At 63.3% G+C, this 25,424-nt stretch carries 27 protein-coding genes and 2 pseudogenes; 7 read left to right on the top strand and 22 right to left on the bottom strand.

Going from position 1 to position 25,424, the window contains the following annotated elements; genetic code table 11:
* Nucleotides 1-112: 112 nt before the first annotated feature.
* The 3 genes from V1273_RS04020 to V1273_RS04010 form a co-directional block, all read right to left on the bottom strand.
* Nucleotides 113-586: a secondary thiamine-phosphate synthase enzyme YjbQ gene (locus V1273_RS04020; protein ID WP_334408794.1), complete on the bottom strand. Its 474-nt coding sequence runs from the start codon at nucleotides 584-586 to the stop codon at nucleotides 113-115.
* A gap of 213 nt (nucleotides 587-799) precedes the next feature.
* The gene (locus V1273_RS04015; RefSeq protein ID WP_442894060.1) at nucleotides 800-1,339 is read right to left on the bottom strand and encodes a hypothetical protein; all 540 of its coding nucleotides are present in this window, start codon (nucleotides 1,337-1,339) and stop codon (nucleotides 800-802) included.
* A 66-nt stretch (nucleotides 1,340-1,405) separates the two neighbouring features.
* Nucleotides 1,406-2,029, bottom strand: coding sequence for a 2-hydroxychromene-2-carboxylate isomerase (locus V1273_RS04010; RefSeq protein WP_334408793.1), 624 nt, complete (start codon nucleotides 2,027-2,029; stop codon nucleotides 1,406-1,408).
* 275 nt (nucleotides 2,030-2,304) lie between these two features.
* Between V1273_RS04010 and V1273_RS04005 the strand changes: the two genes are divergently transcribed.
* The 5 genes from V1273_RS04005 (at nucleotide 2,305) to V1273_RS03985 (ending at nucleotide 4,898) form a co-directional block, all read left to right on the top strand.
* Nucleotides 2,305-2,676, top strand: a complete 372-nt coding sequence (locus V1273_RS04005; RefSeq protein ID WP_028348040.1) for an AtpZ/AtpI family protein — start codon at nucleotides 2,305-2,307, stop codon at nucleotides 2,674-2,676.
* Between the two features lie 69 nt (nucleotides 2,677-2,745).
* On the top strand, nucleotides 2,746-3,501 hold the full coding sequence (locus tag V1273_RS04000) for a F0F1 ATP synthase subunit A (RefSeq protein WP_334366382.1): 756 nt from the start codon (nucleotides 2,746-2,748) through the stop codon (nucleotides 3,499-3,501).
* Nucleotides 3,502-3,557: 56 nt separating this feature from the next.
* The gene (locus V1273_RS03995) at nucleotides 3,558-3,788 is read left to right on the top strand and encodes a F0F1 ATP synthase subunit C (protein ID WP_016847054.1); all 231 of its coding nucleotides are present in this window, start codon (nucleotides 3,558-3,560) and stop codon (nucleotides 3,786-3,788) included.
* A 56-nt stretch (nucleotides 3,789-3,844) separates the two neighbouring features.
* The gene (locus V1273_RS03990; RefSeq protein ID WP_334383881.1) at nucleotides 3,845-4,408 is read left to right on the top strand and encodes a F0F1 ATP synthase subunit B family protein; all 564 of its coding nucleotides are present in this window, start codon (nucleotides 3,845-3,847) and stop codon (nucleotides 4,406-4,408) included.
* A gap of 4 nt (nucleotides 4,409-4,412) precedes the next feature.
* Nucleotides 4,413-4,898, top strand: coding sequence for a F0F1 ATP synthase subunit B family protein (locus V1273_RS03985; RefSeq protein ID WP_057845470.1), 486 nt, complete (start codon nucleotides 4,413-4,415; stop codon nucleotides 4,896-4,898).
* A 293-nt stretch (nucleotides 4,899-5,191) separates the two neighbouring features.
* Here the strand turns inward: V1273_RS03985 and V1273_RS03980 are convergent, their stop codons facing one another.
* The 8 genes and pseudogenes from V1273_RS03980 to paoA form a co-directional block, all read right to left on the bottom strand.
* The gene (locus tag V1273_RS03980) at nucleotides 5,192-5,830 is read right to left on the bottom strand and encodes a hypothetical protein (protein WP_442893704.1); all 639 of its coding nucleotides are present in this window, start codon (nucleotides 5,828-5,830) and stop codon (nucleotides 5,192-5,194) included.
* Between the two features lie 100 nt (nucleotides 5,831-5,930).
* The gene (locus tag V1273_RS03975) at nucleotides 5,931-6,518 is read right to left on the bottom strand and encodes a GNAT family N-acetyltransferase (RefSeq protein WP_334408791.1); all 588 of its coding nucleotides are present in this window, start codon (nucleotides 6,516-6,518) and stop codon (nucleotides 5,931-5,933) included.
* Between the two features lie 22 nt (nucleotides 6,519-6,540).
* Nucleotides 6,541-7,830 carry a M16 family metallopeptidase gene (locus V1273_RS03970; RefSeq protein WP_334366379.1) on the bottom strand — a complete coding sequence of 430 codons (1,290 nt, stop codon included), beginning with the start codon at nucleotides 7,828-7,830 and terminating at the stop codon, nucleotides 6,541-6,543.
* Entirely contained in the window at nucleotides 7,827-9,245 is a 1,419-nt protein-coding gene (gene thrC, locus V1273_RS03965) for a threonine synthase (RefSeq protein ID WP_334408790.1), read from the bottom strand. The genes V1273_RS03970 and thrC overlap by 4 nt, the downstream gene beginning before the upstream one ends.
* A 310-nt stretch (nucleotides 9,246-9,555) precedes the next feature.
* Nucleotides 9,556-10,824, bottom strand: a complete 1,269-nt coding sequence (locus V1273_RS03960) for a lipoprotein-releasing ABC transporter permease subunit (protein ID WP_334408789.1) — start codon at nucleotides 10,822-10,824, stop codon at nucleotides 9,556-9,558.
* Nucleotides 10,825-10,979: 155 nt separating this feature from the next.
* Nucleotides 10,980-13,185: pseudogene (gene paoC, locus V1273_RS03955) on the bottom strand (aldehyde oxidoreductase molybdenum-binding subunit PaoC).
* A gap of 16 nt (nucleotides 13,186-13,201) precedes the next feature.
* Nucleotides 13,202-14,152 carry an FAD binding domain-containing protein gene (locus V1273_RS03950; RefSeq protein WP_334408788.1) on the bottom strand — a complete coding sequence of 317 codons (951 nt, stop codon included), beginning with the start codon at nucleotides 14,150-14,152 and terminating at the stop codon, nucleotides 13,202-13,204.
* A complete protein-coding gene (gene paoA, locus V1273_RS03945; RefSeq protein WP_334408786.1) occupies nucleotides 14,149-14,799 on the bottom strand; it encodes an aldehyde dehydrogenase iron-sulfur subunit PaoA in 651 nt (216 codons plus the stop codon). Before paoA ends, V1273_RS03950 begins: the two co-directional genes overlap by 4 nt.
* Nucleotides 14,800-15,042: 243 nt before the next feature.
* Between paoA and V1273_RS03940 the strand changes: the two are divergent.
* A pseudogene (locus V1273_RS03940) lies at nucleotides 15,043-15,138 on the top strand (helix-turn-helix domain-containing protein); the annotation flags it as partial.
* Nucleotides 15,139-15,399: 261 nt separating this feature from the next.
* Here the strand turns inward: V1273_RS03940 and V1273_RS03935 are convergent.
* Complete coding sequence (locus V1273_RS03935; RefSeq protein WP_334408785.1) at nucleotides 15,400-15,612, bottom strand: hypothetical protein; 213 nt, start codon at nucleotides 15,610-15,612, stop codon at nucleotides 15,400-15,402.
* A gap of 196 nt (nucleotides 15,613-15,808) precedes the next feature.
* Complete coding sequence (locus tag V1273_RS03930) at nucleotides 15,809-16,453, bottom strand: response regulator transcription factor (protein ID WP_334366372.1); 645 nt, start codon at nucleotides 16,451-16,453, stop codon at nucleotides 15,809-15,811.
* Nucleotides 16,454-16,569: 116 nt separating this feature from the next.
* Here V1273_RS03930 and V1273_RS03925 point away from each other — a divergent pair, with 116 nt between their 5' ends.
* The gene (locus V1273_RS03925) at nucleotides 16,570-17,889 is read left to right on the top strand and encodes a histidine kinase (protein ID WP_334408784.1); all 1,320 of its coding nucleotides are present in this window, start codon (nucleotides 16,570-16,572) and stop codon (nucleotides 17,887-17,889) included.
* Nucleotides 17,890-17,892: 3 nt separating this feature from the next.
* On the opposite strand, the gene V1273_RS03920 is transcribed toward V1273_RS03925, so the two are convergent.
* The 9 genes from V1273_RS03920 to coxB form a co-directional block, all read right to left on the bottom strand.
* Nucleotides 17,893-18,417 carry a nuclear transport factor 2 family protein gene (locus tag V1273_RS03920; protein ID WP_334408783.1) on the bottom strand — a complete coding sequence of 175 codons (525 nt, stop codon included), beginning with the start codon at nucleotides 18,415-18,417 and terminating at the stop codon, nucleotides 17,893-17,895.
* Nucleotides 18,418-18,444: 27 nt separating this feature from the next.
* A complete protein-coding gene (locus tag V1273_RS03915) occupies nucleotides 18,445-19,212 on the bottom strand; it encodes an SURF1 family protein (RefSeq protein ID WP_334408782.1) in 768 nt (255 codons plus the stop codon).
* Nucleotides 19,209-19,598: a DUF983 domain-containing protein gene (locus V1273_RS03910; RefSeq protein ID WP_334408781.1), complete on the bottom strand. Its 390-nt coding sequence runs from the start codon at nucleotides 19,596-19,598 to the stop codon at nucleotides 19,209-19,211. Before V1273_RS03910 ends, V1273_RS03915 begins: the two co-directional genes overlap by 4 nt.
* A gap of 217 nt (nucleotides 19,599-19,815) precedes the next feature.
* A complete protein-coding gene (locus V1273_RS03905) occupies nucleotides 19,816-20,706 on the bottom strand; it encodes a cytochrome c oxidase subunit 3 (protein WP_334383892.1) in 891 nt (296 codons plus the stop codon).
* 94 nt (nucleotides 20,707-20,800) lie between these two features.
* Nucleotides 20,801-21,445, bottom strand: a complete 645-nt coding sequence (locus V1273_RS03900; RefSeq protein WP_334408780.1) for a cytochrome c oxidase assembly protein — start codon at nucleotides 21,443-21,445, stop codon at nucleotides 20,801-20,803.
* 5 nt (nucleotides 21,446-21,450) lie between these two features.
* Entirely contained in the window at nucleotides 21,451-21,615 is a 165-nt protein-coding gene (locus tag V1273_RS03895; protein WP_028348021.1) for a hypothetical protein, read from the bottom strand.
* 18 nt (nucleotides 21,616-21,633) lie between these two features.
* Nucleotides 21,634-22,572, bottom strand: a complete 939-nt coding sequence (locus tag V1273_RS03890) for a heme o synthase (protein ID WP_334383894.1) — start codon at nucleotides 22,570-22,572, stop codon at nucleotides 21,634-21,636.
* Between the two features lie 58 nt (nucleotides 22,573-22,630).
* Nucleotides 22,631-24,250, bottom strand: coding sequence for a cytochrome c oxidase subunit I (gene ctaD, locus V1273_RS03885; RefSeq protein WP_065743955.1), 1,620 nt, complete (start codon nucleotides 24,248-24,250; stop codon nucleotides 22,631-22,633).
* 83 nt (nucleotides 24,251-24,333) lie between these two features.
* On the bottom strand, nucleotides 24,334-25,170 hold the full coding sequence (gene coxB / locus V1273_RS03880) for a cytochrome c oxidase subunit II (protein ID WP_334366364.1): 837 nt from the start codon (nucleotides 25,168-25,170) through the stop codon (nucleotides 24,334-24,336).
* Between the last annotated feature and the right edge of the window lie 254 nt (nucleotides 25,171-25,424).

Below are 25,424 nucleotides of genomic sequence, written 5' to 3'. Positions count from 1 at the left end.
TTCAAGCCTGATCTGGGCGCTTACCTTCGGTGCATGCGCTGCTGGGCTTGCCTATATGCAATCCAATCGCTGATCTCAATCCGGCTGCGGTCTCTTTGCGGCGCTTCGGTTCCTAGCTCGTCGCACCGGTAAACTGCAGCACGACCTCGCGCCGGTGCGGCCGGGCGCGATGCTCGACCAGATAGATCGCCTGCCAGGTGCCCAGCGCGAGTGCGCCCTGCAAAACCGGGATGTGCAGCGAGGTCGCCGTCAGCATGGTCTTGATGTGTGCCGGCATGTCGTCCGGCCCCTCGGTGTCATGACGCCAGCCGGCGTTTTCGGGCGCAAGCCGGTTCAGCGCGGTGGCCAGGTCGACCAATACGGCGGGATCGACATTTTCCTGGATCGTCAACGACGCCGAAGTGTGACGGATGAACAGCGTCACCGCGCCTTCGCGCGCATGTGCGTCACGGACGAATTTTGCGACTTCAGCCGTGAGGTCGGTAAAGCCCGCGCCGCGCGTCTGCACGGTCAATTGCGAGGACACGATGGTGTTGGCGCTGATCGTGGACGGAGCAGTGCGGGAAAGGGATTTGGATGCGGTCATGAATTCGCTCTCTCAACATGTCGTCCCTGCGACCCGTCTTCGCCAAGGCTTCGCCGGGGTTTGGCGTTGGGCTCGCCGAAGCTTTAGCGAAGGCGGCACGCAGGGACCCATAGCTACAGGCGTTCGTAGTTGCGAGCGATCGACCTCGGTCTGTGCCGATTCAGAGGCTGCGGCGTATGGGTCCCTGCGCTCGCAAGGGACGACGAGAGCCTGTCAAATCTTGCCGCTGAAATCCCGCTGCAGCCGGTTGGCGATCTCGATCAATCGCTGCCAGGCCCGCTCGAGGAATGACATCATACGATCCATGTCGCGGTCGCTCGGCAGCGGGATTTCGATCTTGCGCTCGCCCTCGGCAACCTTCGGCTCGCTCTTCTTCAGCGAGTCAGATTTCGGCAACGGCTCCTCGATCTTGCCCGGTACGGTCGGTTCGCGCGAGGCGAGGTCCGCCTTGAGCCGCTCATTCTCGGCCTGCAGCCGGACAATGTCGGCTTGCTGACGGCCGATTTCCGCGTCCATCGCCGCGCGCTCGTCAGGTACGGCATAGCAGGCCCAGCCCGCACCCGAATTGTTGCAGGTCGAGACTGCGCCGGTTCGGGTATCCAGGCGAAGCACGCCGTCGCCCGTCGGCGACAGCGTGTAGCGGCCGTTCTCGGTTTCCGGCATCGGGCCCGCAAGCGCCTGACCGGCGCCGGCAAGACAAACGGCCAGCACAGTGACGCCGGCCAATTTCGAGGACGATTTCGCTCTGCTCATGGGCTTGCTCCCGCCTCAGGACAGCACCGGTTTCCGCGACCGTCCGGGCGCTTTCAAGGCGCGCCCCTATACCCTTGAGGTATAGGGCGCGCGGCCGGACTTCAACGCGTCTCCGAGCAATTCGATGCGGTCCTGCCCCCAAAACACCTCGCCATCCAGCACGTAGACTGGCGAGCCGAACACGTCGGCCGAGAGCGCGTCCTGCCGGTTCTGCTCATAGGCTGCGCTAATTTCTTCCGAGCTCGAGCGCTCCACCAATTGCTTGCCGGGCAGCCCCGATTCATCGGCAAGTTTCGCAATCGTTGCGGGATCGGCAAGGTTGAGCTGCTCTTCCCAGACGCCGGCAAAGGCCCGTCGCAGATATCGGTCAGGATCAAGGCCGGCCTCCAGCGCCGCAATCACGACGCCATCGGCCAGACGCGCATTGAATGGCCAGCTCGCCGGCTGCAGGTGGAATTTCAGTCCGCGCTTGTCGCGCCAGCGCTGCAGTTCGACCATCCGATAGCGCTGTCGCACCGGATGGCGCTTCATCAAGGGCAGGCCGCCGGTCTCCGAGAACAGATCGACCAGCACCACCGGCTTGTGATTAACCTTGAGATCGTAAGTACTTACCAGGTCACGAAAGGGCTGATGGCCGATATAGGCCCACGGCGATTGGATCGAGAAGTAGTAATCGATCTGACGCGGCATGCGGGTTCCAGGGACGGGGATTTTCGCTTCGCTCGAGACATCCCAGCAGACCGCCCAAATCCGCGCAAGATCGATCCCTGTGGCAATACTGCTGCACTGCGATCGCAGGTCCACAGGGCAGCAGGCGACATTCGAATAATTCCAGAAAAATCAAGGCACTAGCTGGTCACGGCGTAATCTTGACTTGATTAGACGCGGTAAGTATGGTCCGCGCGGCTTTCAAGGGTGACGGGCGTAATTTCCATCAACCGTTGGCATCGTTTAGAGTCTTGGGCATGGCCGAAGACAAGAACGACAACGCAAGTGGGAATCGCGATCAGCCGTCTTCCGACGAAGCTGCGCTTTCCGCAAGGCTCGGAAGTCTGGATCAACGGTTGTCCGAAATTCGTGACAGCCGGAAACTCAGGACTGATCAACCCGGAACTGAAAGCGGAGACAGGGCTGCCAGAGCATCTGCGATGGCGCTGGGTTTCCGGCTTTCCTCGGAGTTGGTTGCGGGCGTTGTCGTCGGGGCGGCGATTGGCTGGGGGTTCGACCGTTTGTTGTCGACGTCGCCGTTCGGTTTCATCGTGTTTTTGCTGCTCGGCTTCGTCGCCGGTGTGGTCAACGTGGTGAGATCTGCAGGCGTAGCTTCCCGCAGACGCTGAGCATCGACGGGAAGTCACGACATTTGAAATTCGATTGCCGGCCAGGCCGGTGGATAAAGAGCCGCGCGGATGAAAATCGACCCGATCCACCAGTTCAATATCGAACCCCTCTTCACGATCGGCCATATCGGCAACCAAACGATCGCCTTTACCAACTCCTCGCTCTACATGTTCCTCTCGGTAGCGGTGATCTCGCTACTGATGATCGGCGGCATGGCGGGACGCCAACTGGTTCCCGGGCGACTGCAGTCGATCGCGGAAATCTCCTACGAGTTCGTCGCCTCGACGATCCGCTCCACAGCCGGCGCGGAAGGCATGAAGTTCTTCCCGCTGATCTTCTCGCTGTTCATGTTCATCTGCATCTCGAACCTGATCGGCATCATCCCCTACACGTTCACGGTTTCGAGCCACATCATCGTCACCGCGGCGCTGGCCCTCCTGGTTTTCTTCACCGTCCTGATCTACGGGCTCTACAAGAACGGCTTCAAGTTCTTCAAGATTTTCGTGCCCTCCGGCGTGCCGATCTACATCCTGCCGCTGGTCATGTTCATCGAAATCCTGTCGTTCTTCCTGCGGCCGGTCTCCCACAGCGTACGTCTGTTCGCCAACATGCTGGCGGGGCACATCGCGCTGAAGGTGTTCGCGGGCTTCGTCGCGATGCTCGGCGTGTCGCTCGGCGCGCTCGGCTGGGTCGGCGGCATGCTGCCGTTGGCGCTCACGGTAGCGCTGACCGCGCTCGAACTCCTGGTCGCGTTCCTGCAGGCCTACGTGTTCGCGATCCTGACCTGCATCTATCTCAACGACGCCATTCATCCGGGACACTAAGCGGTCCGGGGAATTTCCACCCACACCTTTGTCTTACCCCTCAAGGAGCTATAGAAATGGAACCGGCAGCAGCTAAACTTATCGGCGCGGGCATCGCATGCATCGGCATGGGCGGCGCGGGCGTCGGCGTGGGCATCATCTTCGGCAACTACCTCGCTGCTGCCGTGCGCAATCCTTCGGCGGCCCAGGGCCAGTTCGGCAACCTGATTTTCGGCTTCGCCGTGACCGAAGCGCTCGGCATTTTCTCGCTGCTGATCGCGCTGCTCTTGCTGTTCGTTCCGCTCTGAGCTGCACCCACTCGCGCCGCCTCCGGGCGGCGCGCTGACAGCAACAGGAGACCCCCGTGGCTGAAAAAAGTCCTGGTACCCCGGCCAAGGGCACCGGCGCCCATACCGAAGCCGACGGCGGACACGGCGGAGGATTTCCTCCGTTCGAGTCGAGCACGTTTGCTTCGCAACTGGTGTCGCTCGCCATCGCGTTCGTCGCGCTCTATGTGATCGTGTCCCGCTTTGCGCTGCCGCGCGTCGAAAGCGTGATCGACGCACGTCAGAACGCGATCGAGGGCGATCTGGCTGCGGCGCAGAAGCTGAAAGACGAGTCGGACGCAGCGCTGAAAGCGTATGAGACCGAACTCGCTTCCGCTCGCACCCGCGCCCAGGCCATCGGCAGCGAGACCCGCGAGAAGCTGAACGCGATCGCGGAAGCCGAGCGCAAGACGCTGGAAGACCAGCTCACCACCAAGCTTGCCGCCGCCGAGAAGCAGATCGCGGCGACGCGGGAAGCTGCGATGGGCAATGTCCGCGGCATCGCAGCGGATGCGGCCGGCGCGATCGTCCAGCGGCTCACCGGCGTGCTGCCCGACAAGAAGACGGTGAGCAAAGCCGTCGATGCGTCGTTGAAGGGATAGACCGATGTTCACCGAACCGGAAACCTGGGTCGCGATCGCCTTCGTCATCCTGCTGGTGCTGTTTGCCTATCTCGGCATCCACAAGACGGTACTGACGGCGCTCGATCATCGCGGCGAACGCATCAAGGCCGAACTTGACGACGCCCGCCGTCTGAAAGAGGAGGCCGCCAAGCTGCTCGGCGAGTATCAGACCCGCCGCGCCAGCGCCGAGCGCGAGGCCGAGGAGATCGTCGCCAATGCCAGGGCCGAAGCCGAGCGCATCGCGACCGAAGCCAAGGCCAAGATGGAAGACTTCGTCGCCCGCCGCACCAAGACCGCCGAGAGCAAGATTGCGCTTGCCGAAGCTCAGGCGCTGGCCGACGTCCGCGCCGCCGCCGCCAACGCTGCGGTCGAAGCCGCCTCCACCATCCTGTCGCAGTCGGTCAAAGGCTCGGTTGCCGACGACTTGCTCGCCAAGGGCATTGCCGAGGTTCGCGCCAAGCTGAACTGAGCGCTTTCCACCATCGATCAAAAGCCGGCGCGAGAGGATCGCGCCGGCTTTTTGTTTGCCTGGAGCACGACGATTTTTGGTTAGATGACTTTAGCCGCGGACGCGCTTTACCTCTCCCGCTTGCGGGGTCGAGACGAGCGAAGCTCGCTCTTAGGTCGGCGCGAAGCGCCGGGTGGGGGCTCTCTCCACTTGGGAGTGTCGCCCGCGGAGACACCCCCACCCCAACCCTCCCCCGCAAGCGGGAGAGGGAGTGCACCTTCTTCAATCAAATCTAATTCGTCATGCTTGAGGTCTTATTGCCTCTTCTTTTTCGGCGCAGGGCGCTCGGGCTTCAGGGCCTGCGGGTCGAACCCGATATAGAAGATGTAGCTGTCGCCGGCAGCGCCGGGGGGTACCGGATAGGTGAGATCTTCGGCCACCAGCGTGAACGGTTCGCTGCCGCTTTCGGTCATGTTGACCGTGGTCTGGTAGGCCTTGGTGGCGATGGTCTTCTCAGATACGCCGCCGTGCACCACTGCGACACGTATCGGGACCTGGACCGAAGCCGGCGCGCCGGCGGGACCCGCGATGACGCGGCCCTGAATGCCGATCCGCGCCGTGATCACGCCGCCATTGACGCTGCATTCGCGGGCCATCTTGCTGATCGTTGCCTGGAACCGCAGGTCGTTGCCGACCGGCTGTTTGCCGGGCGCAGCGACGGCGTAGGTGGAAGCGCCTGACCGCACCGTGACCGGCGGACAGGTCAGGTCGCCGGTGTCCTGCGGTACCGGCGCGGCAGGCGCGTCTGTGGCCGGCTCGTCCGACTTCCCCCCGAACAGGCTCTTGAAACGATCGGTCAGCGATTGCGCCGATGCCGGTGTGGCCATCGTGCAAGCCAGCCCCCCCGCGATCGCAGCCGCGATCGCTACCCTGAGCAAACGATTGTCACCCATGCGACGTCCCTGCCATCCCCATCATCGTCTATTCCCGCGGCCTTATAGCAGCCCAATGGCGGCGAACCCAAGGCACCCAAAAGGCCTAGAAATCAACGGTTCAGCCGCGGAAATCCTCATGCAGCAGGCCAAACAGCAGGTGGTCCTGCCAGATGCCGTTGATGCAGAGATAGCGCCGCGCCAGCCCCTCGCGGGTGAAGCCGCACTTCTCCAGAACCCGGATCGACGGCGTATTGGAGGGAATGCAGGCCGCCTCGATGCGGTGCAGATTGAGCTCACCGAACAGCGTCGGCAGCAGCACCCGCAGCGCCGCGGTCATGTAGCCGCGGCAGGCGTAAGGCTCGCCGACCCAATATCCGATGGTCCCGGCCTGCACGATGCCGCGGCGGACATTGGCGAGCGTGATGCCGCCGATCATGGCACCATCACGCTCACGGAAGATGATGAAGGGATAGGAGCGGTCGGCGGCGATATCCTCGGCGTAGCGGCGCAGTCGGCGGCGGAACCCGGCGCGGGTCAGATCGTCCGACGGCCAGATCGGCTCCCATGGCGTCAGATAGGTCCGGCTTTGTTCGCGCAATTGCGCCCATTGCGGGAAGTCCGCCATCTGGGGAGCGCGCAGCAGGAGGCCGTGGCCACGCGGCACGAGCGCAGCCGGTCCGCTGGTTGGCAAACGAAACAGGGCCATGCCCGCTCTCCCCAGCCCTACCTCAATGTAGAAGGGTTTTCGCCTTCGACTGCGTCAATCCTTCCGCAAAAGACACCGCCGTGTCCAGTCCCCTTCCGCTACCAAGCGCGACAACCGCTGGCCGGCTGCGGGACAATAGCGCGTGCGCCGCGTTGCGGGTCGATTCGATGGAGACAGCATCGATCCTGGTGACCAGCTCCTCCACCGTCAGCGGCCGTCCATAGGCCAGCACGTGCCGCGCAAGCTGTTCGGCCCGGGACGAGCAGCTTTCCAGCGCCATCAACAGCCCCGCCTTCATCTGCGCCTTGGCGCGAGCGATCTCGGCTTCGGTCAGGGTTTCCACGGAGTCGTTGATGACGTCGACGATGACCTCCATCATCTCCGGGGCGTCGCCGGGATCGGTGCCGGTGTAGAGGCCGAAGAACCCGGTGTCGGTATAGGGCGCGTGGAAGGTGTAGATCGAGTAGCACAGGCCGCGCTTTTCGCGCACTTCCTGGAACAGCCGCGACGACATTCCGCCGCCCAGCGTGTTGGTGAAGACCTGCAGCGAGAACAGCGACGGGTCGGTCTGCGGTACGCCTTCGAGCGCCAGCGTCAAATGCGCCTGTTCGAGGTCACGGTGTACCACGCGCGAGCCGCCCTTGCCGAACATCGCCGGTTGCGGCTTCGGCGACGGCGTGGCGTCGAAGCTGGCAAATTTCTGCGCCGCTTCCTCCACCACGCGCTTGTGGTCGACCGCGCCGGCGGCCGCCACCACCATGTCGGGACCGCGGTAATGCGTCGCGAGATAGCCGCGCAACATGTCGCGATCGAAATTCTTCAGCGTCTTCGCGGTGCCGAGCAGCGACCGGCCCATCGGCTGGTCCGGAAAGCAGAGCTCGTTGAGGTGCTCGAACACGACGTCGTCGGGCGTATCCTGCGCCGCGCCGATCTCCTGCACGATGACGCTCTTCTCGCGCTCGAGTTCATCCGGCACGAAGGACGGATTGGTGAGGATGTCGGAGAGCACGTCGAGCGCCAGCGCTACGTCGGCCTTCATCACCCGCGCGTAATAGGCCGTCGTCTCAGTCGAGGTCCCGGCATTGAGGTCGCCGCCGACTGCCTCGATTTCTTCCACGATCTCGCGCGAGGAGCGCCGCGTGGTGCCCTTGAAAGCCATGTGTTCAAGAAGATGCGAGATGCCGTGCTCGTTCGACTTTTCGTCGCGGCCGCCGACGCCGGCCCAGACGCCGAGCGCCGCCGTTTCCAGATGCGGCATGGTGTCGGTGACGACGGTCAGGCCGGATGGCAGCTTGGTGACATCAACGCTCATCCGGCAACTCCCTGCTTCGCGGCACGGCTGACCGAGCGCACGAATCGCTCCACCTCGGTTGAATCGTTTTTCATCACCGTGATGTGTTCGGATTTGGTCATGAGGCCGTCGAGCCAGGCCGGCAGTTGCGGCCGCACGCCGCACGCAGCCTCCACCGCATCGGGGAACTTGGCCGGATGCGCCGTCGATAGCACGATGTTGGGGATCTTCGAATCCGACGTGTCGCGATCGGCCACCGCCAGCGCCACCGCGGTATGGGGATCGACAAGGTCGCCGGCCTCGCGCCAGGCGGCGCGGATCGCGGCCGATGTCTCGGTCTCGTCGGCGCGGCCGGCGTCGAACTCCGCGCGGATCGCGGCCAGCATGGCATCCGGCAGCACGAACCGTCCGGACTGTTTTAGCGAGGCCATCAGCCGGCGGACGCTGTCAGCGTCGCGGCGGCTCGCCTCGAACAACAGCCGCTCGAAATTCGAGGAGACCTGGATGTCCATCGAGGGCGAAGCGGAGGCGTGAACTTCGCGAACTTCATAGATGCCGGTCTTGAGCGTACGCGGCAGGATGTCGTTGACGTTGGAGGCGATGCGCAGCCAGCGCACCGGCAGGCCCATCCTCTTCGCCACGTAGCCTGCAAAGATGTCGCCGAAGTTTCCCGTTGGCACGGTGAAGTCCACGGTACGCGCGGGCGCGCCGAGCGCCACCGCCGACGTAAAGTAATACACCACCTGCGCGACGATCCGCGCCCAGTTGATCGAATTGACGCCCGACAACGAGACCGCGTCGCGAAAGCCGTGATGGTTGAACATCGCCTTCACGAGTGCCTGGCAGTCGTCGAAGGTGCCCTCGATCGCCAGCGCATGCACGTTGGACGCGCCCGTCGTCGTCATCATCCGCCGCTGCACGTCGGAGATGCGCCCGTTCGGGAACAGCACGACGAGGTCGACATTGTCGAGATTGGCGAACGCATCGACCGCGGCGCCGCCGGTGTCGCCTGAGGTCGCGACCACGATGGTGGTGCGCTGATTGCGCTTGGCCAGCACATGATCCATCAGCCGCGAGATCAACTGCATCGCGACGTCCTTGAACGCCAGCGTCGGGCCGTGGAACAGCTCCAGCACGAATTGATGGGGGCTGACCTGGTTCAGCGGCACCACCGCGGGATGGCGGAACGTCGCATAAGCCTCATTCGCCATGCGGCCGAGATCGGCGTCGGAAATTTCGCCCGCGGCAAACGGCTTGATGACGTCGACGGCAACTTCCCAATAGGGCCGGCCGAAGAAGGAGGCGATGGTCTCGCTCGATAGTTGCGGCCAGACCTCAGGCACGTAGAGGCCGCCGTCGCGGGCGAGCCCGGTCAGCATCACATCGCAGAAACCCAGGACGGGGGCCTCCCCCCGCGTCGAAATATAGCGCGTCAAACCACCCTCCAAAGGCGCAAGCCCTATGCCAAGCCTTTGATACTAGCCATGAATTAGATTTCGCCAAGCGCGAAGCGAGGGCGCACCATAATGGGTTTTGTGGCGAAGGGGAAATGGCTCGTGGACGAAAAGAGCGGGGTCGGGTCTCGCCAAGCAACTGCGGTCGTCCCCGCGAACGCAGGGACCCATACTCCGCGGCGGGAATCATTTGGGTGAGCTGGTCGATGGTTTTCTTCAACAACGCAAGCCGGTGGTTATGGATCCCTGCGTTCGCAGGGACGACGATGGACCGTCATTCCGGCGCAACGCTCTACCCATATCGGAGCACATCGACCGGATCGAGCCGCGCGGCGCGCCAGGATGGATAGAGCGTCGCGAGCAATGACAGCGTCAATGCCATGGCCACGACGGCGGCGGTTTCGCCAAAATCGATCTCCGCCGGCAACTTCGACAAGAAGTAGAGTTTTGGTGGAAACAGCTCGGTATTGGTCAGCCAGGACAGGAATTGCCGGATCGTTTCGATATTCAGGCAAACCAGCATGCCGACGAGCAGTCCGGTCACCGTGCCGAGCACGCCGATCGCAGCACCTGCGATCAGGAATATCCGCTTGATTGCCCCTCCCGAGGCGCCCACGGTGCGCAGAATCGCGATGTCGCTGCCCTTGTCCTTCACCAGCATGATCAGGCCCGACACGATGTTCAGCGCGGCGACCAGCACGATCAAGGTCAGGATCAGGAACATGACATTCCGTTCGACCTGAAGTGCGGCGAAGAAGGCCGAGGTGCGCCGCCGCCAGTCGACGAGGAACACCGGCCGTCCCGCGGCCTCAGCTACCGGCCTTCGGAAGCTGTCGACCCGGTCAGGGCTGCCGTCGATAAAAATTTCGATGGCGCTCACGTCATCGGCGCGGTTGAAATAGGCATGCGCCTCGGCGAGCGGCAGAAAGACCATGACCGAATCATAATCCGACATGTCGATGCTGAACACCGCCGCAACCTTGTACGGCTTGATCCGCGCCATCGTGCCCTTCGACCGCGCTGCGCCATCTGGCGCGACCAGCGTGATGTTGTCGCCGGCACGCAGCGACAATTGATCGGCAAGCCTGCGTCCGATCGCGACCCCTTGCCCCTGGTCGAATCCTTCCAGCGAGCCCTGCTGGATGTTGCCGGCGATCGCGGCCAATTTGTTGAGATCGTCGGAGCGAATGCCGCGAACGAGCACGCCGGAGGCGTTGTGCGCCGACGATGCGAGGGCCGGAGCGTCCACCACGGGAACGGCGAGCCGTATGCCTGGAACCTGACTGATGCGCTCGGTGACGTCCTCCCAATCCGTCAACGGCTGCTCCAGCGGTTGCACCAGCAGGTGCCCGTTCAGGCCGACGATCTTGCCCACCAGCTCCTTGCGGAAGCCGTTCATGACCGCCATCACGATAATCAGCGTCGCAACGCCGAGCATGATGCCGAGGAAGGAAAAACCGGCGATAACGGAAATGAAGCCTTCCTTGCGACGCGCCCGCAAGTACCGCCCGGACAACAGCCATTCGAATGCCGAGAACGGCAGGGGGCGCGGATTCTCCATGGTCCATTCATAGCGCGTTTTTGGAACGATTGGCGCGCTAGCTTTGAAGAATGGTTCTCATCCACCGCCATATTCCTGCCATGCCAGATCAGGTGGCGCTTCCCTTGCGGATGCCCTGGGTCGAGCCTCGAAGTTCAATACGCGTTCGCTCAAGCTCAACCGACGTCCGGCATTTCCTCCAGCAGCTTGTCGAGCGTGATCGGATAGTCGCGCACGCGGACGCCGGTGGCGTTGTAGACGGCGTTGGCGACCGCCGCCGCCACACCGCAGATGCCGAGCTCGGCGACACCCTTGGCCTTCATCGGCGACGACATCGGGTCGGTCTCGTCGAGGAAGATCATGTCCTGATGCGGAATGTCGGCGTGAACCGGCACTTCGTAGCCAGCGAGATCATGGTTGACGAAGAAGCCAGCGCGTTCGTCGACGACGAGTTCCTCCATCAGCGCCGCACCCACGCCCATGGTCATCGCGCCGATCACCTGGCTGCGCGCGGTCTTCGGATTGAGGATGCGGCCGGCGGCACAGACCGCGAGCATCCGGCGCACCCGGATCTCGGCCGTGGCGGTATCGACGCCGACTTCGACGAAGTGCGCGCCGAAGGTCGATTGCTGATACTTCTTGTCGATGTCGCCATACTCAATGCCGTCCTCGGCACCGAGGCCGCTATCGCCCGCGGCCTGCGCCAGCGGCACGCGGCGGTTACCCGAGCGAACCTCACCATCAGCGAACTCCGCTTCCGCCGAGTTAAAACCAAGTTTTTGCGCGACCGCCTCGCGCAGCTTGACGCATGCGGCATAAACGCCTGCGGTCGAGTTGTTGCCGCCCCATTGTCCGCCGGAGCCTGATGACACCGGGAAGGTCGAGTCTCCCAAACGCACCACCACTTTCTCCATCGGCACACCCATCATCTCGGCCGCAGTCTGCGCGATGATCGTGTAGCTGCCGGTGCCGATGTCGGTCATATCGGTCTCGACGGTTACAACGCCGTTGTTGTCGAGCCGCACGCGCGCGGCCGACTTCGTCAGCAAATTGTTGCGAAACGCGGCAGCGACGCCCATGCCGACCAGCCAACGCCCGTCGCGGACCCTGCCCGGCAGCGGATTGCGCTTGGTCCAGCCGAAGCGCTCCGCGCCTGTCCGCAGGCACTCGGTGAGGCGGCGCTGCGAGAACGGCCGCTCGGGCTTTTCCGGATCGACCTGGGTATCGTTGATGATGCGGAACTCGATTGGATCCATGCCGAGCCGCTCGGCCATTTCGTCAACCGCGATTTCGAGCGCCATCATGCCCGATGCCTCGCCCGGCGCGCGCATGGCGTTGCCTTCGGGCAAGTTCAGCTCGGCGAGTCGCGTGGCGGTCATGCGGTTGGCGCCGGCATATAGCAGCCGCGTCTGGGCGACCGCGCCCTCGGGCCTGCCGCCGGGCAGATTGCCGGACCACTCTTCATGACCGATGGCCGAGATTTTGCCATCCCTGGCCGCACCGATGCGAATGCGCTGGATCGTTGCGGGGCGATGTGTGGTGTTGTTGAAGACAAAGGGCCGCGGCAGCGCCACCTTCACGGGCCGCCCGGTTGCGCGTGCGCCGAGTGCCGCGAGCAATGCATCCGAGCGAACGAACAGTTTTGAGCCGAAGCCGCCGCCGATGAAGGGCGAGATCAAGCGAACATTCTCCTTTGGAATGTCCAGCGTCTTCGCCACTTCCCCCACTCCCCAGGCGATCATCTGGTTCGAGGTCCAGAGCGTGAGCTTGTCGCCGTTCCAGGCGGCGATCGAGGCATGCGGCTCCATCATCGCATGCGCCTGATCGGGCGTGGTGTAGCGGGCGTCGAGTTGAACCGGCGCTGCGGCGAATGCGTCGGCAAAATCGCCGACCGCGGTATCGGCCGGACCGCCGAACACGGCCCGCGGCTTGGCAATGTCCTTGACCTCCGCGAGATCGAAGGCGCCATCAGTTCGGACATAGTCGACGCGGACGAGTTCCGCAGCGGCGCGGGCCTGCTCGAAGGTATCGGCAACCACGAGCGCGATCGCCTGGTGATAATGCTCGATGTCGGGACCGCCGAGCAGCTTCGCGGTGTTGCGGTCGCCCTTGCCGAGCTTGCCGGCATTATCAGCCGTGACGACGGCGCGCACGCCGGGTGCCGACTTGGCGGCAGTGAGATCGATACCTGTGATCCGGCCCTTGGCGATGGCCGAGCCGATCACGTAGCCGTAAGCCGGATTTGAGATGCCTTCATGGTGCTCGTAGGCATAACGCGCGGTGCCCGTGGTCTTGAGCGGACCATCGATGCGATCGGCGGGGCCTACCGACCACCCTGAGCTGGTCGATCGGATTGATTGTGGCAGGGGTTTCGAATCTCATGGATCAACCTTTCGGATCAGCCTTTCGCTTCAGCCAGCACGGCGCCCAACGTGCGTTCGGCCAGCGCCACCTTGAATGCATTCTCCCGCGTCGGCTTGGCGTCGGCGAGCAACTGTGCGGCGACCGCCTTGGCGCCACGCTGCATCTGGGCCTCGGCCGCCTCGACACGCCATGGCTTGTGCGCGACGCCGCCGAGCGCGACGCGTCCCGTTCCGTCGCGCTGCACGATCGCAGCCACCGATACCAGCGCGAAGGCGTAAGAGGCGCGGTCGCGCACCTTGCGGTAGATCTGCTTGCCACCAACAGGTTTTGGCAGCGTCACCGCCGTGATCAACTCGCCCGGCATCAACGTCGTTTCGATATGCGGCGTATCGCCGGGCAGACGGTAAAATTCGGCAATCGGGATCGTTCGCGTCGCGCCGTCGGGCCGCACGGTTTCGACGGTGGCATCGAGCGCGCGCATCGCCACCGCCATGTCGCTCGGATGGGTCGCTATGCAGGCCTCGCTTGCGCCAACGACGGCATGCTGGCGGCTGAAGCCGCCGATCGCCGCACAGCCGCTGCCGGGCTTCCGTTTATTGCAGGACTGGTTGGTGTCATAGAAGTAAGGGCAGCGCGTTCGCTGCAGCAGATTGCCTGCCGTCGTCGCCATGTTGCGCAGTTGCCCCGAGGCGCCCGCGAGCAGCGCGCGCGACAATACGCCGTAGTCGCGCCGCACGCGCGTGTCCGCGGCGAGATCGGTGTTTCGGACCAGCGCGCCGATGCGTAGTCCGCCCTCTTGCGTCGGTTCGATCTTGTCGAGTGCAAGGCCGTTGACGTCGATCAGATGGGCCGGCGTCTCGATCTCGAGTTTCATCAGGTCCAGGAGATTGGTGCCACCGGCGATGAATTTGGCATCCGGCTTGCGCATCGCGGAAGCGGCAGCCTCAGCCGGCGTGCGGGCGCGTTCGTAGGTGAATGATCTCATGCGGGCCTCCCGGCGACTTCCGATATTGCCTCGGCGATGTTGGAATAGGCGCCGCAACGGCAGATGTTGCCGCTCATGCGCTCGCGGAGCTCGGAATTACTGAGTTGCGGCGGCGTGTTCAGGTCGGTGCTGACGTGGCTCGGAATGCCGGCCTTGATCTCGTCGAGCACTGCGACGGCCGAGCAAATTTGTCCCGGCGTGCAATAGCCGCATTGGTAACCGTCGTGCTTGACGAAAGCGGCCTGCATCGGGTGCATGTTCTCGGGCGTGCCGAGCCCCTCGATGGTCGTAATGCGCTCGCCTTCGTGCATCACGGCGAGCGTCATGCACGAATTGATCCGCCTTCCGCCAACGATGACGGAGCAGGCGCCGCACTGGCCGTGATCGCAACCCTTCTTGGTGCCGGTGAGATGCAGGTGCTCGCGCAGCGCGTCGAGCAGCGTGGTTCTCGGGTCGAGCGTAAGGCCGCGCGCCGCTCCGTTCACGGTGAAGGAGACTTTCCATACGGCAGAGACGTCAGCGACGGCAGCCTCCACGGCAGGCACTTGCGCATTGACGATGGATGGCGCCGCCGTCAGCGCTATCGATGCGGCGCTTCCCGCCAACAGCTTACGCCGCGATAATTCGAAGTCGCTCGGACTTTTCATGTCGTGTTCCCGTTTGTGCTTTTTTGCCCGGATCACGTTCGAGGTAGGGCGCGTCTTTGCCGCTGCCCGCGTGAAATATCCGGCTGCGCTCCTGTAACTGCGCCGCGTTTCGGCTGTTCCTGGCCCGCGTTCACGTTTGATAGAGCGCGACGGTGCGAGCCACGCCGGGCCCGACATCTAGACGCCACAGGCGCGCTCTATTAGATGGCACAATTGATTTATACCTATGAATTGGATTCATGAATGGCGCGGCAAAACGTTAGTGATCTCACCGCGTTCCTTGCAGTGGCGCGCGAAAGAAGTCTCACCCGGGCGGCGGCGCAGCTCGGTGTTTCACGCCGCCTCTGCTGTGCTGGTTGAGGCGCTGGATTGCCGGCGCTGATGCTTGTTGCCGGCCCAACAAGAGGGCCGCAGGCGAACCTGCGGCCCTCTCTCCTGGAAGGGTCCGTCACTGATTTGTGCAGACCGTCATGGTTTCCATGTTGGTTTCGGCCGCCATCCGGGTAAGGCTCCAATGATGCCGGCAACGCGCGAGGGAATCGATTGTTCCAGTTTTTCCCGATCTAACGAGGATGAACCGTCGGACCAAGCGGCGGCGAACTAGTCCTCTTGGGGTCGTTCCAGGCTTTTGAGATATTTGAGCCCCTCGACCGCCAGCAGCTCAGTGTCGGTCTCGCCCGTCGTGCAGCGCTGGCGGATAAAGCGCTGGAGGCTGGCGCGGCGTGCATCGTTCTCGTCGATACCGCTGTGGATCAGGCGGTAGACGCTCCAGGCCCGTGCAAAGGCGGCTTCTGCGATATCGGGGCTGTTCATCCAGCTCTCCTTGCAAATGCGCCGCGAGGTTACTTTGCCTATTTTTCCCGTCAACTGACGGCGGACTATCCGCTTCATCCTTCTTGCTTGGTCGCAGCGGAACAAAATCGACTTGTGGGTGATACGCGAATTGCAGCGGCGCGAGCGGGTCGCGCCCGCGCGGCGCAGCCGGTCTAGCCCACGCGGATGCTAGCGTTCAGCCGAGCCCCAGCTCGACCGCGATCCGGATCAAGTCCGAATGGTTCTTGGCGCCGAGCTTCTGCTTGAGCAGCGAGGTGGTGTTGGCCACCGTCTTGTAAGAAATCTCCAGCGCGTCGGCGACCTCGACGATCTTGTCGCCACGGCCCAACAGCCGCAGGATTTCCAGCTCGCGTGCCGTCATCAGCGATGCCGGATTGGCCTTGATCGACGCGCCTGAAAACGTCACCGCCTCCGCCAGTTGCGGTGAAATGAAATTCTCGCCCGCGGCCACCTTGCGGACGGCCCTCACCAGCATCCGCGGATCGTCGCCCTTCGAAACATAGCCCTGCGCGCCCATCTCGATGGCGCGAACGACGAACGCCGGATCGTCATTCATGCTAAACATGATGATCCGGGCGCCCGGATCGTCCTTGCGGATGCGCCGCATCAGCTCGAATCCGGAAACGTCGGGAAGCTTGATGTCGATAACCGTGACGTCGGGCTTCCTGGCAATGTAAGCGCGGTGGCCGGACTTGGCGTCGGTGGCCTCCTCGATCTTGACGGAATTGTCCGAGGCGAACAGCGAACGGCAACCGGAAAGGACCACCGGATGGTCGTCGACGATCAATACCTTCGTTGCCGATCTGGCGGAATTTTGCATCATCCATCCCCTTTCGGGATAAATAAGCGGTTGGCGGTATTTGAAAAGAGAAATCTTGGGTTGCGGGAACTAAAATAGTGCAAATCTGGGAAAGGCTTTCTCTTAGAACGCGGCTGTTGCTGCCGCTCGGCCTGATGTTCGTGGCCGCCCTGCTGGCCGGAGCTGTTTCGCTCCAGATCTTTGCCTCTGCGCAACTTGTGGAGGAGGCCGAGCCAGGGACTCGCTCGGCCAAAACGGTCGCGACGGCGCTCAACGCTGCGCTTGAAGCCTCGGCCAATCCGCAAGCAACCCTCGAGGCGTTCGTGCAATCACTTGGAACGTCGGAAACAATCCGGTTTCGGCGCCTCGGGACCGATCTCGATGTTTACCCTCCCGAGGTGCAGACTCCCCTGGGTACGGTGCCTGAGTGGTTCGTCCGCCTCCTCGCCATCCCCGAAATCGGGACAGCCTTCCCCGTGATGGTCGAGGGGAAGCAGGTCGGCGACATCGTATTTGCGCCGGACATGTCCGCCGACATCTACGAAAAGTGGATCGGATTTCTGGCGATCGCCTGCTCCGGAACTGTCCTGATGCTGCTGACGGGGGCGATTGCCCACTTCTCCGTGCGCTCCGCATCGGTGCCGCTGCAAAATCTCGGCGACGGCCTGACCCGCATGCGAACGGGGAATTACGAACAGCTAATTTCCCCTGCCGGTCCGCCCGAGATCCGCAGGAGCGCGCAGGAAGCCAACGAACTCGCCCGGACCCTCAATCGCCTCAGCCAGGATAATCGTAGCCTGCTGCGCCGGATCATGTCGCTGCAGGATGACGAGCGGCAGGACATGGCGCGCGAGCTCCATGATGAGCTCGGGCCGCTGCTGTTCGGGATCCGCGCCAACACGGTGGCGCTCTTGGAAACCATCCCGTCCGCGAACGCGGAGCTGAGGAGCGCGGCCGATGGCATTTTGCAGTCGGTCGAAACCTTGCAGCAGGCGAACCGCCGCATCCTCGACCGCCTGCGGCCGCTCTACATTCAGGAGCTCGGCCTGGAGAAGAGCATCCAGACGCTGCTGCGGAATGCGAAGGCGCAGTCGCCTGATCTCAAAGTGACGTCGCAGATCGACGCTGATCTGAACGAGGTCGATGGCCTGCTGTCGCAGACGGTCTATCGCGTGATCCAGGAGGCGGTGACAAATGTGCTCCGCCACGCCAAAGCGAAATCGATGCATGTCGCGACAGGCATCAACGAGCGCGAAGTGACCGTGGAAGTATCCGACGACGGCGTCGGCCTTCCGGCCGATCGGGTGTTCGGCCGGGGGCTGACGGGAATGCTGGAGCGCGTCCGAGCGCTGAGCGGGACGCTTGAGTTGCTGCGCGAGGCAGGGCGCACCTGCATTCGTTGCCGGCTTCCAGCGGGCGATTCCGCCTCACAATCGCAACACGCAGAACGGAGTTAACGATCAGTCGCCAATGGCGGCAACTTCCCGGCACAATGCCTGGCCCGAGGGGGCGCAGGTGGTGCGCAGGATCTTGGCGTCGCGCGAAAAGGTGAATGCGATGCGGACGGGCGCGCCTTCGTGGCTCAGATAGTCGAGCACGACGCCGTCAGTGGTCGGCGTGATTTCCTCCAGCCCGAATGCGGTGGGTGCGATCGCATCGAGGCGCGGCCGCCAGTAGGCTTCGAGTCCGGCGCGGCCTTCACTGACCTTGGCCTCGCCGCACCGGCATTCGGCCATCGCCTCATCAGCATAGAGGTCGAGCAATGTCGCGAGGTCGCGATTGCGGCACGCGTCCAGCCAGTCGACCACCAATGCTACCTGATCGAAATCATCAGCCAATTCCGCGATCCCATCCACGTTGCCATACCTTGTCCCGAGTGCTGACGCGGGTGACGGAGTATGGCGATCGTCGTGAATGGACACTGAACGGCCTATCTTCCGGAACTCACCGTGGTACCTAATGATTGTGCGGAACAAAGGTTCCATTGGGCTAGTCCGGACGAATACGGGGTCTCACGCTCGACGTTGCGCGCGCCACCACACGCCGAACGCGATGACGACTGCAAAGGCCAGCGTGAACCAGGTGATGGCGTATTGCAGGTGATCGTCCTTGAGGTGCACGGAGAGCGGCCCGGGCTTCGGAATGCCGCTCTCGGGCACCGGTTGTTCCAGATCGACATAGAACGGCGCGACGGCCTTGCCGCCCTCGCCCCAGCCAAGCGCACGCGCCATCGCGAGATGATCGCGGGTGAACCAAAGCCGTTTTGCCACGCTCTCCGGCGGCGTCAGCGTTCCGGCGGTTTCGGGAAAACGGATGTATCCGGTGAGCTGCGTGGGCTGGCCGGTCACGAGCCGACCGACCGCGCGATCCTGCTGGTTGCGGTCCTGCATCGTGTTCTGCACGAAGCCGGCATTAACCGCGATGATAGACCCGTCGGCGAGTTGCGCCGGCAGGAAGGCCCAGGTGCCGGGACCGGAGACATCGTCGCGGACTGCGGAGCCCGCGCTGTAGACCATCGCGTCAGGCCGCCGCGCATAGACCGCGGTGAAGCTGACGCGGCGGAATTCGTCCTTGGCCGGCATCAGCGTATGCCATTGCGTTTGCGCCGGCAGCGCCTCGGGCGCGGCCGCGAGCCGCTCGTTCAACCTGGCGATCAGCGCGTGCTTCTCGACCCGGCGCTGCAATTGCCAGACGCCAAGGCCAGCGAAGACCGCCACCATGATCAGCGTGAAGACGGCAAAGCCGGCGACCGGCCGCCGCCGTACCAAAAGGCCGGTCATCTCGGCTCGCGGTCGATCAGCCGGCCCGGCGCCGCCTTGTGATGGAATTGCAGCGCGATCAGCAGCGACTTCATCGAACGTAACGGCAGCAGCGTGGTCGCTGCGATCAGCGGCAGCCAGAGCGCCGCATGCAGCCAGAACGGCGGCTGATATTTGACTTCGACGATCAGGGCGGCGGTGACCACGATGGCACCCGCCATCATGATGATGAAGATCGCAGGACCGTCGCCAGAATCGATGAAGGCGTAGTCGAGGCCGCAAGCTTCGCAATTCGGGCGCAGGTCGAGGAAGCCCGCATAGAGCGTGCCCTTGCCGCAACGCGGGCAGCGACAGGCGAGGCCGCGGAGTGCGCTCTGGGTTAGTGTGGGTTGCGTCTGATCGATCATCGATTCCTTCCCTCTCCTCTTGCGGGAGAGGCGGCGGGTATTCGTGTCCCGGACGCGATGCGGCACGAAGTGACGCATCGCAGAGTCGGGACCCATTGATGGGCCCCGGATCAGCAGCGCATCACGCCGCAAGCGCGGCGCGCTGCGCAGCATCCGGGGCACGCGAACAAAGAGGGGCGGTCCTTCGACCGCCCCTTTGTAGCACGTCAAGCCTGCATCAGTGCCCGGCCACCGGTCCCGCGCCGCGGAACCAGACGTAGATGGTGACGAACAGGAACAACCAAACCACGTCGACGAAGTGCCAGTACCAGGCCGCGAATTCAAAGCCGAGGTGCTGCTTGGAGGTGAAGTGGCCGGCATAGGCACGGAACAGGCAGACCAAGAGGAAGACAGTGCCGACCAGCACGTGGAAGCCGTGGAAGCCGGTCGCCATGAAGAAGGTCGCGCCGTAGACGTTGCCCGAGAACGTGAACGTGGCGTGGGCATATTCGTAGGCCTGCACGGCGGTGAAGCAGGCGCCGAGCACGACGGTGAGGATCAGGCCGTACTTCAGGCCCTGACGGTCGTTCTCGAGCAACGCGTGGTGCGCCCAGGTCACCGTGGTGCCCGAGGTCAGCAGCAACAGCGTGTTGAGCAGCGGCAGGTGCCAGGGATCGAAAGTCTCGATGCCCTTCGGCGGCCAGGTGCCCGGCACGGGGCAGGCACCGGCAGCCGTCCCCGGACCGCAACCGAACACCGCGTCGCGGGTGGCGTGGACCGCATCAGCAGGGAACAGCGCAGAATTGAAGAACGCCCAGAACCAGGCGACAAAGAACATCACCTCGGAGGCGATGAACAGGATCATGCCGTAGCGGTGGCTGATCTGCACCACGCGGGTGTGGTCGCCCTTGTACTGAGCTTCGCGGATCACGTCGCCCCACCAGCTCGCCATGGTATAGAGCACGCCGATGGTCCCGACGCCGAAGATGATCGGGGCGGCGGCGAACATGTGATGCATCCAGGCGATCGCGCCCACGGCCATGATGAAGGCCGAGATCGAGCCGACGACCGGCCACGGGCTCGGATCGACGAGGTGGTAGTCGTGGTGCTTCGCGTGCGCCGTAGCCATTGCGGTCTCTCTCCGTTAGATGTGCCGTTCCCTTCGGCACATGTTCGTCTCAACAATCAAATCGCGAAATCCCGCCAGATACGGAATTCCGAGCTTACAGGTTTCCCTTGCGTTTATCCGTTTCGCCGGCCGCAAGCGGCCTCTGTGCCGGTTCGCGCACGGGATAGAAGGTGTAGGATAGCGTAATCGTCTTCAGTCCATCGTTCTCGCTGTCTTTCGCCAGCGCCGGATCGACATAGAACACCACGGGCATCTCGCGCTTCTCGCCGGGGCCCATGGTCTGTTCGGTGAAGCAGAAGCAGTTGATCTTCTGGAAATAGGCGCCGACGGTGAGCGGCGCGACGTTGTAGGCGGCAACGCCGGCGGTGGCGCGCGCGGCCTGGTTGGTCACGGTATAGAAGACGGTGACGACCTCGCCGATGCGGACTTCGATCTCGTTCTGCTCGGGCACGAATTTCCAGGGCAGTCCGGGACCGACATTGGCGTCGAACCGCACCGCGATCTTGCGCTGCAGCGGCGCGTCTGACGGCGCCGATGTCGCAACTTGGGTGGTGCCGTTGAAGCCGGTGGCGCGGCAGAACCAGTTGTAGAACGGCACGGCGGCATAGGACGCGCCGACCATCAACACCACGACGAAGCCGCAGATCGAGGCAACGGCCGCATCGCGCGTCAAGGTACGGCGCGAGGCAACTCTCTCGCCTTCCGCTCCGCCCTCGCTGATCTGCGGCTCGTTCTGCATCTCAATCACAACGGACGGACGAGGACGCCCGGCCCCTTGACCATGGTGACTGCGAAAAACAGTACGACGAGGACGCCGAGCGCGAGCGCAATGGCGATCGAGCGCTGACGGCGGCTTCGCTTCTGCGCCTCGGTGAGGACGATTCCATCTGGCTTGCGCTTGTCGTCCATGAGCGTTCCATGCGCCCCCTACCCGACCATAGCTGCGACGGCGCGAATCACGACCTCGAGCAGGAGCGTCGCAAACAGCGCAAACAGATAGAGGATCGAGAAGGCAAATAGCCGGCGGGTGGCGCGGCTCGCCTGCTTGCCTTCGCGGTGACGATAGACCTCGATCGCAAGCCACATCATGCCGGCGCCGAGCGCCAGCGAAGTGACGCCGTAAACCGCATCGAAATAGCCGAGCGGCCAGGGCGCTGCGGCGATGGCGACCAGCACGATCGTGTAGAGCAGGATCTGCAGCCGCGTCGCGTCGGGGCCAGCGACGACAGGCAGCATCGGAATCCCGGCGCGGGCATAGTCGTCGCTGCGGAACAGCGCCAGCGCCCAGAAATGCGGCGGGGTCCAGAAGAAGATGATGAGGAACAGGAGCAGCGGCTCCATCGACAGCGAGCCGGTGGCCGCGGCCCATGCCACGACAGGCGGCAGCGCGCCGGCGGCACCGCCGATCACGATGTTCTGTGCGGTCGAGCGCTTCAGCCACATGGTGTAGACCACCACGTAGAAGAAGATCGTGAACGCCAGCAGCGCGCCGGCGAGCCAGTTGACGAGGGTGCCGAGCGTCATCACCGAGAAGAACGACAGGATCAGGCCGAACGCCGTGGCCTCGCCCTGCGTGATGCGTCCCCGCGGGATCGGCCGGTTGGCGGTACGCGACATCAAAGCGTCGATGTCGCCCTCATAGGCCATGTTCAGCGCGCCCGAGGCGCCGGCCCCGACCGCGATGCACAGGATCGAGGTGAAGGCGATGACCGGATGGACGTGGCCGGGCGCGATGAAGAGACCGACCAGCGCGGTGAAGACCACAAGCGACATCACCCGCGGCTTCAGCAGCGCGAGGTAATCGCCGACATCAGCCTCGGAAATCCGAGGCAGGGCATCGATGGCGTTGTGGTCGACTACCGACAAGATTTATCTCGCTTCACTAAAGCCGCGGCGCGCAACGTGGCGCGCCGCGAACAACCGTTTACTGCACGCGCGGCAGCACTTCGAACTGGTGGAAAGGCGGCGGCGACGTCAGCGTCCATTCCAGCGTGGTGGCGCCGGCGCCCCACGGATTGTTGGCAGCCGCCTGCTTCTTCATGAAGGCATCGACCACGCCGTAGATGAAGATCAGCACGCCGAAGCCCGAAATGTACGAGCCGACCGAGGACACCAGGTTCCAGCCCGCGAACGCGTCGGGATAGTCGACATAGCGGCGCGGCATGCCCGACAGGCCAAGGAAGTGCTGCGGGAAGAACACCAGGTTGACGCCGATGAAGGTGACCCAGAAGTGCAGCTTGCCGATGGTTTCCGAATACATGTAGCCGGACATCTTCGGGAACCAGTAGTACCAGCCCGCGAAGATTGCGAACACCGCGCCCAGCGACAGCACGTAGTGGAAGTGCGCGACCACGTAGTAGGTATCCTGCAGCACGCGATCGACGCCGGCATTCGCCAGCACGACGCCGGTGACGCCGCCGACCGTGAACAGGAAGATGAAGCCGATCGCCCACAGCATCGGCGTGCGGAATTCGATCGAGCCGCCCCACATCGTGGCGATCCAGGAGAAGATCTTCACGCCGGTCGGCACCGCGATCACCATGGTGGCGGCGACGAAGTAGGCTTGCGTCGCGCTGGACATGCCGACCGTGTACATGTGGTGCGCCCACACCACGAAGCCGATGCCGCCGATCGCGACCATGGCGTAGGCCATGCCGAGATAGCCGAACACGGGCTTGCGCGAGAAGGTGGAGACAATCTGGCTGATCATGCCGAAGCCGGGCAAGATCAGGATGTACACTTCGGGATGGCCGAAGAACCAGAACAGATGCTGGAACAGCACCGGATCGCCGCCGCCGTCGGCGGAGAAGAAGGTGGTGCCGAAATTACGGTCGGTGAGCAGCATGGTGATGGCGCCGGCGAGCACCGGCAGCGACAACAACAGCAGGAACACCGTCACCAGGATCGACCAGACGAACAGCGGCATCTTGTGCAGGGTCATGCCCGGCGCGCGCATGTTGAAGATCGTGGTGATGAAGTTGATGGCGCCGAGAATCGAGGAGGCGCCGGCCAGATGCAGCGACAGGATCGCGAAATCGACCGCCGGTCCCGGATGGCCCGAGGTCGACAGCGGCGCGTAGATGGTCCAGCCCGCGCCGACGCCGTTTGCGCCCGGCTCACCCTCGACGAAGGTGGACATCAACAGCAGCGCGAAGGAGGCCGGCAACAGCCAGAACGAGATGTTGTTCATGCGCGGGAACGCCATGTCGGGCGCGCCGATCATCAGCGGCACGAACCAGTTGCCGAAGCCGCCGATCATCGCCGGCATCACCATGAAGAAGATCATGATCAGGCCGTGCGAGGTCACGAACACATTGTAGGTGTGGGATTCGTGGAAGAACTGGACGCCGGGATACATCAGTTCGATGCGGATCGCGATCGACATCGCAGCTCCGATGATGCCCGCGAAGATCGCGAAGATAAGGTACATCGTGCCGATGTCCTTATGGTTCGTCGAATAGAGCCAGCGCCGCCATCCGGTCGGATTGGCATGCGCATGGTCATCATGGGCGTGATCGTGGTGTGTCGCTGCGGTCGTTGCCATTTTGTAATCCTGCCTTGCAGTCCCTTTTCGGACCTTTTCAGGTCCGGTCGCCCTTGTCCCTTGCTTGTCCCTTGGCCCGCGCCTTACTGCGCGACCTGACCACCAGCCGAGGCGTAGGTGTTCGCCGGGTTGGTCGCATACTTCTTCTTCGCCGCCTCAACCCACTCGGCGAATTCCTGATCGCTGACCACCTTGACCGCGATCGGCATGAAGGCGTGATCCTTGCCGCACAGTTCCGAGCACTGACCGTAATACATGCCGGTCTTGGTCGCCTTGAACCAGGTCTCGTTGAGACGGCCGGGGATCGAGTCGATCTTGATGCCGAACGAGGGCACCGCGAACGCGTGGATCACGTCGGCGCCGGTGGTCTGGACCCGGATCACCTTGTTGACCGGCACCACCATTTCGTTGTCGACGCCGAGCAGGCGCGGCTGCTTGTCCTGCGCCATCAGCGAGTCGAACTCGAACTTGCCGTTATCCGGGTAGGCGTAGCTCCAGTACCACTGCTTGCCGGTTACCTTGACGGTCAGGTCGGCCTTGGGAACGTCGAGCTGCTGGAACAGGAGGCGGAACGACGGCACCGCGATGCCGACAAGGATCAGCACCGGGATCAGCGTCCAGGCCACCTCGATCAGCGTGTGGTGGGTGGTCCGGGAGGGGACCGGATTGGCCCTGGCGTTGAACTTCACCACCACGATGACCAACAGCGCCAGCACGAACAGGGTGATCAGCGTGATGATCACCAGCAGCAAATTATGGAAGCTGATGATGTTTTCCATCACCGGGGTCGCGGCTTCCTGCAGCGTGATTTCCCACGGCTTTGGCTGCTGCCCAAATGCCGTCCCGCCGGAGACGAGCGCCATGCCCGTTACCGCCAACCCCAGCAACCGCCGGCCCATCAGGCCCTTCGACATCTTCATGCCGCTCGCGCTCCTTTAGAAATAATCCCCAAAGCATTTCGGCCGGATGGCCGGAAATGCCGCACGATCCGCCCTCACAAACGGCCTACCGGAGGTACTTTGGAAGTACATCTTCGAAAGTACCTGCAACAGTATTGCTGCCGTACCCCGGGCCAGATCGTTAGAACGCGTCGAAATCCAGCCTCTCAAACCATAATTCTAAGGCTCTCGCAATGCAGTAGTGGGGCGCAAAGCCATGCGTCACCTGCTATTCG

Origin of the sequence: Bradyrhizobium sp. AZCC 1721 (assembly GCF_036924715.1) — a bacterium.
Lineage (GTDB): Bacteria > Pseudomonadota > Alphaproteobacteria > Rhizobiales > Xanthobacteraceae > Bradyrhizobium.
Note: the sequence above shows the minus strand (reverse complement) of the source record. Positions and strands in the feature narration are given on the sequence as shown.

Coding starts and splice junctions, on each gene's coding strand:
- V1273_RS04020 (WP_334408794.1), bottom strand. CDS start 586: ATGACCGCATCCAAATCCCTTTCCCGCACTGCTCCGTCCACGATCAGC.
- V1273_RS04015 (WP_442894060.1), bottom strand. CDS start 1,339: ATGAGCAGAGCGAAATCGTCCTCGAAATTGGCCGGCGTCACTGTGCTG.
- V1273_RS04010 (WP_334408793.1), bottom strand. CDS start 2,029: ATGCCGCGTCAGATCGATTACTACTTCTCGATCCAATCGCCGTGGGCC.
- V1273_RS04005 (WP_028348040.1), top strand. CDS start 2,305: ATGGCCGAAGACAAGAACGACAACGCAAGTGGGAATCGCGATCAGCCG.
- V1273_RS04000 (WP_334366382.1), top strand. CDS start 2,746: ATGAAAATCGACCCGATCCACCAGTTCAATATCGAACCCCTCTTCACG.
- V1273_RS03995 (WP_016847054.1), top strand. CDS start 3,558: ATGGAACCGGCAGCAGCTAAACTTATCGGCGCGGGCATCGCATGCATC.
- V1273_RS03985 (WP_057845470.1), top strand. CDS start 4,413: ATGTTCACCGAACCGGAAACCTGGGTCGCGATCGCCTTCGTCATCCTG.
- V1273_RS03980 (WP_442893704.1), bottom strand. CDS start 5,830: ATGGGTGACAATCGTTTGCTCAGGGTAGCGATCGCGGCTGCGATCGCG.
- V1273_RS03975 (WP_334408791.1), bottom strand. CDS start 6,518: ATGGCCCTGTTTCGTTTGCCAACCAGCGGACCGGCTGCGCTCGTGCCG.
- V1273_RS03970 (WP_334366379.1), bottom strand. CDS start 7,830: ATGAGCGTTGATGTCACCAAGCTGCCATCCGGCCTGACCGTCGTCACC.
- V1273_RS03960 (WP_334408789.1), bottom strand. CDS start 10,824: ATGGAGAATCCGCGCCCCCTGCCGTTCTCGGCATTCGAATGGCTGTTG.
- V1273_RS03950 (WP_334408788.1), bottom strand. CDS start 14,152: ATGAGATCATTCACCTACGAACGCGCCCGCACGCCGGCTGAGGCTGCC.
- paoA (WP_334408786.1), bottom strand. CDS start 14,799: ATGAAAAGTCCGAGCGACTTCGAATTATCGCGGCGTAAGCTGTTGGCG.
- V1273_RS03935 (WP_334408785.1), bottom strand. CDS start 15,612: ATGAACAGCCCCGATATCGCAGAAGCCGCCTTTGCACGGGCCTGGAGC.
- V1273_RS03930 (WP_334366372.1), bottom strand. CDS start 16,453: ATGCAAAATTCCGCCAGATCGGCAACGAAGGTATTGATCGTCGACGAC.
- V1273_RS03920 (WP_334408783.1), bottom strand. CDS start 18,417: ATGGAACCTTTGTTCCGCACAATCATTAGGTACCACGGTGAGTTCCGG.
- V1273_RS03915 (WP_334408782.1), bottom strand. CDS start 19,212: ATGACCGGCCTTTTGGTACGGCGGCGGCCGGTCGCCGGCTTTGCCGTC.
- V1273_RS03910 (WP_334408781.1), bottom strand. CDS start 19,598: ATGATCGATCAGACGCAACCCACACTAACCCAGAGCGCACTCCGCGGC.
- V1273_RS03905 (WP_334383892.1), bottom strand. CDS start 20,706: ATGGCTACGGCGCACGCGAAGCACCACGACTACCACCTCGTCGATCCG.
- V1273_RS03900 (WP_334408780.1), bottom strand. CDS start 21,445: ATGCAGAACGAGCCGCAGATCAGCGAGGGCGGAGCGGAAGGCGAGAGA.
- V1273_RS03895 (WP_028348021.1), bottom strand. CDS start 21,615: ATGGACGACAAGCGCAAGCCAGATGGAATCGTCCTCACCGAGGCGCAG.
- ctaD (WP_065743955.1), bottom strand. CDS start 24,250: ATGGCAACGACCGCAGCGACACACCACGATCACGCCCATGATGACCAT.
- coxB (WP_334366364.1), bottom strand. CDS start 25,170: ATGAAGATGTCGAAGGGCCTGATGGGCCGGCGGTTGCTGGGGTTGGCG.